A 6,049-nucleotide genomic window follows, 5' to 3' on the forward strand; every position below is an offset into this window, starting at 1 on the left:
CTTGGAGCGTTGTGGGTAGTTGGAGATCAAGGTAGATACGACATTGATCGAGGTGCCGTCCTTAGAGTGGATATGAGGAACTTCGACGCCTGTCTACCTGATCGCAATAGCGACCTCGCAACCTCATCGTTAACCGTTACAAATGACCTCGATGCCAAAGGCTTTCAGCGCAACGACAACAAACTCTACCTCGGCCTCAAGCGCTCTCGCTTGCAGCGTTGTTGCGTAGGTCTTTAGGTAGCTCTGTAATGGCGCTTGAAACTAGCTACGCGTGATTCTCTTTTTTGGGAGAGTTACTAGCAAAGAAGAGCTACGCCTTTGTTATGGGTCTTTGGGTCTCTTTCTCAAGATGACTCTTCCAAGGGCATCTTGGCAGAAGATCCAGCTCAACCAAGCCCTTGAGTCCGAACTTACCCCACCGAAAAATCCATCAAACACAGATTTTAGGAATAGCTCACCTTGGGCATGTCACAAATCTAAAGGCTGAGCGAACAAAGGGCGATGACTGTCTCTTATGCTTTGGTGACTAGCACTGATACATCTTGTACCCATAAATCGAGCCTGGGAATTATGTAGCACTAAATCAAATCAGGACCAACCATTACTTTTTTTCATCATGACCTCCAAAGCCTTTTCGCATAGCAGAGAGAATCTTGTTAGCAAAGTTGTCGAGCCCCCTTGAAGAGAACCTCGAATAGAGAGCAGCAGTAAGGACTGGAGCTGGCACACCCTCATCGATCGCTGCAATCGACGTCCATCTACCCTCTCCCGAGTCTGAAACTCTACCTTCGAACTCCTCTAGTTGGGGTGACTCAGCTAGAGCCTCGGCGGTGAGGTCAAGTAGCCATGACTGCACAACACTACCTCTTCGCCACACCTCGGCAACCTTGTCTACGTCGATGTCGTAACGGTAGAACTCCGGGTTGACAAGTGGAGCTGTTTCCGCGTCCGCCACCGTCTCTTGTTTACCAGCGTTAGCGCTGTGCAAGATATTGAAGCCTTCGGCAAAGGCTGCCATCATGCCGTACTCTATGCCGTTATGCACCATCTTGACAAAGTGCCCAGCTCCGCTTGGGCCACAGTGTAGGTAGCCTACCTCTTCTGAAGAGATCTCACCCGACCTACCACGGGTCCTCGGAGCCGACTGCACCCCGGGCGCCAGCGTCTCAAATATAGGTGTTAGATGCTCTACCACGGGAGTTTCTCCGCCGATCATCAAGCAGTAACCCCGCTCTAGCCCCCAAACGCCGCCACTTGTGCCGCAGTCTACAAAGTGGATTCCCTTGGTCTTTAGTGCTTCTGCATGCTTGATATCGTCCCGATAGTAGGAGTTACCACCGTCTATTATCACGTCTTTTGGATCTAGGATCTCTGATAGCGTTGAGATCGTCCTCTCGGTAACGGTTCCAGCCGGCACCATTATCCAGATATGTCTTGGTTTCTCCAGCTTTTGTACAAACTCCTCCAAGCTGTAGGCGCCTTCAGCTCCCTCTGCGACGAGTGTATCCACCGCCTTCGCATTTAGGTCGTAGACCACGCAGCGATGCCCGTCTCTCATAAGTCGGCGCACGATATTCGCTCCCATGCGGCCAAGACCTACCATTCCAAGTTGCATAGGACTCTGCGTGGACATATGCTTCTTTCCTTTCTCATCTCTAGAAGGCCCAGAACTCTACATCTAGGTATATTCTGCTACTTGTTACAGCCACGGTTCCTGCCATCCCAGATGACCTTTACAAAGATGACGAGCCTCCTTGGGTCCATAACCCCCCTTTTGGTAGCTTACAACGTTGCGCTCCCCATCCAGCAAAGGCTGAACGATACGCCAACTCTCTTCCACCGCGTCTTCTCGAGTAAATAAGGAGTACTCACCGACCAGGGCGTCATGGAGGAGTCGCTCATAGGGCATAGGCAGCCTCCCGAGTTCCTCTTCAAAGGGAAGATCCATATGCACCACCCTCCCACTTGAACCCGTTGAGTCCTTAGAGCATATCGAAAGTCTAAGCGCAGGTTTTGGATCAATTCGAAGGATCATCTGATTGGGAGGGAGCGTACTTACATCCTTGATGTAAGAAAGTTCAGGCGCCGGCTTAAACACCACTCTTATCTCTGTAGATCTAACCTTTAGATATTTACCAGTTCGGATGAAGATCGGTACCCCAAAGTATCGCCAGCTCTCGATCGAGACTTTTGTGGCAAAGAAGGTCTCAGTCTGTGAATTATGGGATACCCCTGGAACCTCTAGGTAACCGTCGTACTGCCCCATCACAGAAGTAGCAATATCCATCGAGGACACCGCCCGAAGAGCTTCTACCTTTTTGTCCCAGATATCTTTGTATGCACCTGAGAGTGGTGTGTCCATCGTTACAAGAGCGAGGACCTGGAGAAGATGATTTTGAACCACGTCTCTTATAGCACCAACCCTATCGTAAAACGACCCGCGATCATCCACACCAAAGTCCTCGGCCATGGTAATTTGAATCGAGTCCATGTGCACTCTATCGAGCAATGGCTCTATGATCTGGTTCGCAAAGCGTATGTATGCTAGATCCATCAAAGGCTGTTTACCAAGAAAGTGATCTATGCGCAAGATCTGATCTTCCTCAACAAGACCATGAAGCGTCTTGTTTAGCGCTTTGGCGCTTGCAAGATCGGTTCCAAAGGGCTTTTCGATGAGAACCTTGGCTCTTTGAGAAAGTCCGGCCTCAGTAAGAAGCTTGACCATGGGGGCAAAGAGCGCCGGTGGCACCTCAAGATAGAAGAGCGGATTTTTAGAGTGGGAGACGACATCTCTCAAGCGATCGTAGGTCGAAGAGCTTAGAAAATCTCCTTGTATGTATGAAAACCTGGCGAGCAGAGCGGAGATAACTTTATGCTCCACGTGTTCGCCTGCATTTTCTAAAGAGTCTCGAAACCTCTTGGAGATCGCCGTGTCGTCATAGTCGTCTATGGCCACCCCAACTATTGGACAGTTCAAATAACCGCTTCGTTCGAGTCTGTAAAGTGCTGGAATGGTCATCTTGAATGCGAGGTCGCCGGTGATACCAAAGACAACCAAAAGGTCTGACAATGTTCCGTTGTGCTCAGAGTTCACTTTATCCTCATCCCCCATCTCATATCCATCATTTCCTGCGGAGCAATCTCAAAGACCGCCTCTTTGGTGCGAAACGCCTGAGGTGGACACGTCATGGGCTCTATCGCAACCGCCTTGCGTCTTCTCGCACTATCAAGGGTGTCGCCGCTAAAGATCTGCACGTAGCGATAGTGTTCGTCCATCCATATTTCGACGGTAACCTTGTCACCACCTGTTATTGACACCCTCGACACAGTTGATTTGTCCCGCTTGAGATCAGAAAAGGTGTCATCCAAAATGAGTCCCCGAAGTGAGACACCTTCGGCAAATGCAGATGGGGGCACCACCCTTCCCAAAGGATCCACTACCTGTCTATTGCAGACAGTTTGTGCATCTATAGTCAAAATCACATCGTCTGCGCAGTAAGACGCTCCAGGAGATAGGTACGGATGATGTCCAACTCCGTATAAGGCACGACGTTCTCCAAGATTTTCAACCTGGGTAGTAACAACGAGTCCATCGTCACGGAGCTTGTAAGAAAGAGAAACGCCCAAGTGGAAAGGGTAACCTGGAGTTGGATAAAGTTCATAAGACAATGAGATGAAGTCCGATTCCCACTCCGTCAGCACAAAGGGCTGCCATCTGCAGAGTCCATGAATAGCGCTCATGGTGCTAGGTTCTGAGATATCTAGCTGATAGGAGTTTCCCTCATAGAGGTAGCTCCCTTTCTCTATTCGATTGGGCCAAGGAAATAGAAATGCACCATGCGCCGCAGGACAGATCTCTCGTTCGGAGAAGCTCTCTATGAGATCTCTCCCATGGAAACTAAGACTCCGCAACGTTGCACCTACCTGGGTTACGGTGCATGAGTATCCGCTTGCAGCTATTTCGTACTGATCACCTGAGGAGAAAGAAATCTCTGGTACCTCCTAGAGCACCACCCTAGCACTGTCGGGCATCCTGAGTCGAATCTCGATCTTGGACCCAACTGTAGGGAATTGTTACGATCTCATAGCAAGACGGACCTTAGGAGATCGATGGCTTGAAGCACCGCCGAGCCAAGAGGAGTAGCGTCACTATCACCGTGTTGGTAGGGTGAGTTATCAGCAAAGATTTCAGACTCATCTTTACTTTTCCCCTAGGTGTAATCCCGAGAATTTCCCGTGATCAATACAGGATGAAGTTGAAACCCGTCTCCTTAGTCCTAAGTCTCAGAGCAAACATCAACTTATTGAGAAAATAGGTACCTGGTAGTCAGATATTTCGGCACACGATCGCCGTTTTCTCTCACGAGCTGAGTGAGTTTGGCCACACGTGAGGATCGTGCCAAGGCACCAGTAGATATCCTCTCTCATGGGCAAGCGACTTTAGTCTCCTTATATGAACCGCTATAGCTTCCGGCTCAATATCTACTACGCCGCCGATGGGTAGCTCTCTTTCCAAGTTCTCCATCAAGTCTGCGGCGTCGAAGGCTAAAACCATGCTTGTCCATCTAGGAAGTTCACTACGAAGGACTGGTGTCCAGGTGCATGACCAAAGGTCGGCACGGCTTCTACTCCAGGCAATATCTCTTCTGGTTGGTCATTTAGATGGCCTTAAAGAGGATGAAAACGAAGTCGCTGGTCGTCGCAGTCAACCCTAAAGATGCCGTTTCTTCTGCCTTAGGGAACTCAAAGAGCCGAAAGTCAAGTTACCGCTGTTGAACAAAGATAGGTGCATCCTTTATGAAGTGTCGTAGCCCCCCGAGTGATCGTTGTGAAGATGACTGACAGCAACAGCTTTTATATCCCTCAATGAGACATTAATTGCATCCAGAGAAACCGGCAGAGGATTGAACCGCCCCGGGTTCTACAGAGACCCGGTTATCTGTCAATCAAGTGATTGCCAGACTTCCTTTGAGCACAGTACAGAGCTTCGTATTCGACTGGCGACATCATTCCAATCGAGGAGTGAAGTCGCCTGTTGTTGAACCAGTCCACCCACTTGCAGGTCTCCCACTCGACAGCGATCTCATCGTCGCAGATACCAATGGCATGAATCAACTCCGTCTTGTATAAGCCATTCAAACTCTAGGCGAGCGCGTTATCATAACTATCACCCGTAGTTCCGACTGAAGGTCGGATGCCAGCGGCCAGAAGAGTCGTCGAGAAGGCTACAGAGAGACACTGGACGCCTCGATCGCTGTGATGAATGAGATCCTCTGTATCTGGCCTTTGGGCCATAGCCTGTGCTAGCGCGTCGGTAGCTAGGTCACTCTTTAGAGAGTTGGCTACCTTCCAACCGACGATCATCTTAGAGAAGACATCGATGATGAAGGCCACATAGGCCCACCCAGCTCTTGTCTTGACATATGCGATGTCGGAACACCAGAGCTCATTTGGTGCGAACGATACGAAGTGTCGCTTGATAAGGTCCTTGGGTCTCTCTAGCCACTCATCAGCAATGGTGGTGATAACGATCCCTTTACCCCAAATGGCACCCACAATACCCAGTTCACGCATGAGTCTCTCGACTTCTGCAGCGAGCCACTTCGTTGCCAGCTCTGTTCAGTGCCGCCCAAAGCTTCTTGGCTCCATAGACGCTGTAGTTAGCCTCGTACGTCTCAGTTATGAGAACTTTGAGCTTTTCGTCTCAAAGGGTTCTATTTGAGGATTCTCGTCGCTTGTAGTCATAGTACGTAGAGGAGGTGAAGTGCAGTACTGTACAGATCGGCTGGACCCTCCACTTGTCCCTATTCGCGTCGATGCACGCTACTACTTGTTTCGTTTCACTCCTGGTTGACCGTCCAGCTCGGTCGCAAAGAAAATCAATGCCGCTAATTGGATCTCGTTCGCTCGCCTTAGCGGGTCTTCAGAAATAAGTGGTAATCCGGTGCCAAGATCGACCAGGAATCGGTTTGTTGTCGAGCATTCTTGGGTGTATGGCCAGATTGAAGCCGTCATTTTGAGAGGTCTAGGCTACACAACCTATGAACGG

9 protein-coding genes are annotated in these 6,049 nt (G+C 49.9%); 1 reads left to right on the plus strand and 8 read right to left on the minus strand.

The window, feature by feature from the left end; translation table 11 throughout:
- Positions 1-9 precede the first annotated feature (9 nt).
- On the plus strand, positions 10-237 hold the full coding sequence (locus BUA24_RS12570) for a hypothetical protein (protein WP_072791579.1): 228 nt from the start codon (positions 10-12) through the stop codon (positions 235-237).
- A 364-nt stretch (positions 238-601) separates the two neighbouring features.
- Here the strand turns inward: BUA24_RS12570 and gnd are convergent, their stop codons facing one another.
- From gnd to BUA24_RS13435, 8 genes are all read right to left on the minus strand, one after another.
- Positions 602-1,615 (minus strand): phosphogluconate dehydrogenase (NAD(+)-dependent, decarboxylating), encoded by a 1,014-nt coding sequence (gene gnd, locus BUA24_RS09025; protein WP_072791591.1) that lies wholly within the window; start codon positions 1,613-1,615, stop codon positions 602-604.
- Positions 1,616-1,699: 84 nt separating this feature from the next.
- Positions 1,700-3,112, minus strand: coding sequence for a glucose-6-phosphate dehydrogenase (gene zwf / locus BUA24_RS09030; protein WP_072791581.1), 1,413 nt, complete (start codon positions 3,110-3,112; stop codon positions 1,700-1,702).
- Complete coding sequence (locus BUA24_RS09035; protein WP_084660376.1) at positions 3,091-3,990, minus strand: aldose epimerase family protein; 900 nt, start codon at positions 3,988-3,990, stop codon at positions 3,091-3,093. Before BUA24_RS09035 ends, zwf begins: the two co-directional genes overlap by 22 nt.
- Positions 3,991-4,360: 370 nt before the next feature.
- Entirely contained in the window at positions 4,361-4,555 is a 195-nt protein-coding gene (locus BUA24_RS09040) for an MBL fold metallo-hydrolase (protein ID WP_072791586.1), read from the minus strand.
- Positions 4,556-4,795: 240 nt separating this feature from the next.
- Positions 4,796-4,900: an MBL fold metallo-hydrolase gene (locus tag BUA24_RS13430; RefSeq protein ID WP_072791593.1), complete on the minus strand. Its 105-nt coding sequence runs from the start codon at positions 4,898-4,900 to the stop codon at positions 4,796-4,798.
- A 35-nt stretch (positions 4,901-4,935) separates the two neighbouring features.
- Positions 4,936-5,139: an IS3 family transposase gene (locus BUA24_RS11955; RefSeq protein ID WP_084660377.1), complete on the minus strand. Its 204-nt coding sequence runs from the start codon at positions 5,137-5,139 to the stop codon at positions 4,936-4,938.
- A 3-nt stretch (positions 5,140-5,142) separates the two neighbouring features.
- Entirely contained in the window at positions 5,143-5,574 is a 432-nt protein-coding gene (locus tag BUA24_RS11960) for a DDE-type integrase/transposase/recombinase (protein WP_084660378.1), read from the minus strand.
- Positions 5,567-5,683: an IS3 family transposase gene (locus BUA24_RS13435; RefSeq protein WP_419187302.1), complete on the minus strand. Its 117-nt coding sequence runs from the start codon at positions 5,681-5,683 to the stop codon at positions 5,567-5,569. The genes BUA24_RS11960 and BUA24_RS13435 overlap by 8 nt, the downstream gene beginning before the upstream one ends.
- Between the last annotated feature and the right edge of the window lie 366 nt (positions 5,684-6,049).

Origin of the sequence: Ferrithrix thermotolerans DSM 19514 (assembly GCF_900128965.1) — a bacterium.
Classification (GTDB): domain Bacteria; phylum Actinomycetota; class Acidimicrobiia; order Acidimicrobiales; family Acidimicrobiaceae; genus Ferrithrix; species Ferrithrix thermotolerans.

Bases quoted from the DNA above. Each gene is read 5' to 3' on its own strand.
- zwf (WP_072791581.1), bottom strand. From the start codon at position 3,112: ATGGGGGATGAGGATAAAGTGAACTCTGAGCACAACGGAACATTGTCA.
- BUA24_RS11960 (WP_084660378.1), bottom strand. From the start codon at position 5,574: ATGCGTGAACTGGGTATTGTGGGTGCCATTTGGGGTAAAGGGATCGTT.
- gnd (WP_072791591.1), bottom strand. From the start codon at position 1,615: ATGCAACTTGGAATGGTAGGTCTTGGCCGCATGGGAGCGAATATCGTG.
- BUA24_RS09040 (WP_072791586.1), bottom strand. From the start codon at position 4,555: ATGGTTTTAGCCTTCGACGCCGCAGACTTGATGGAGAACTTGGAAAGA.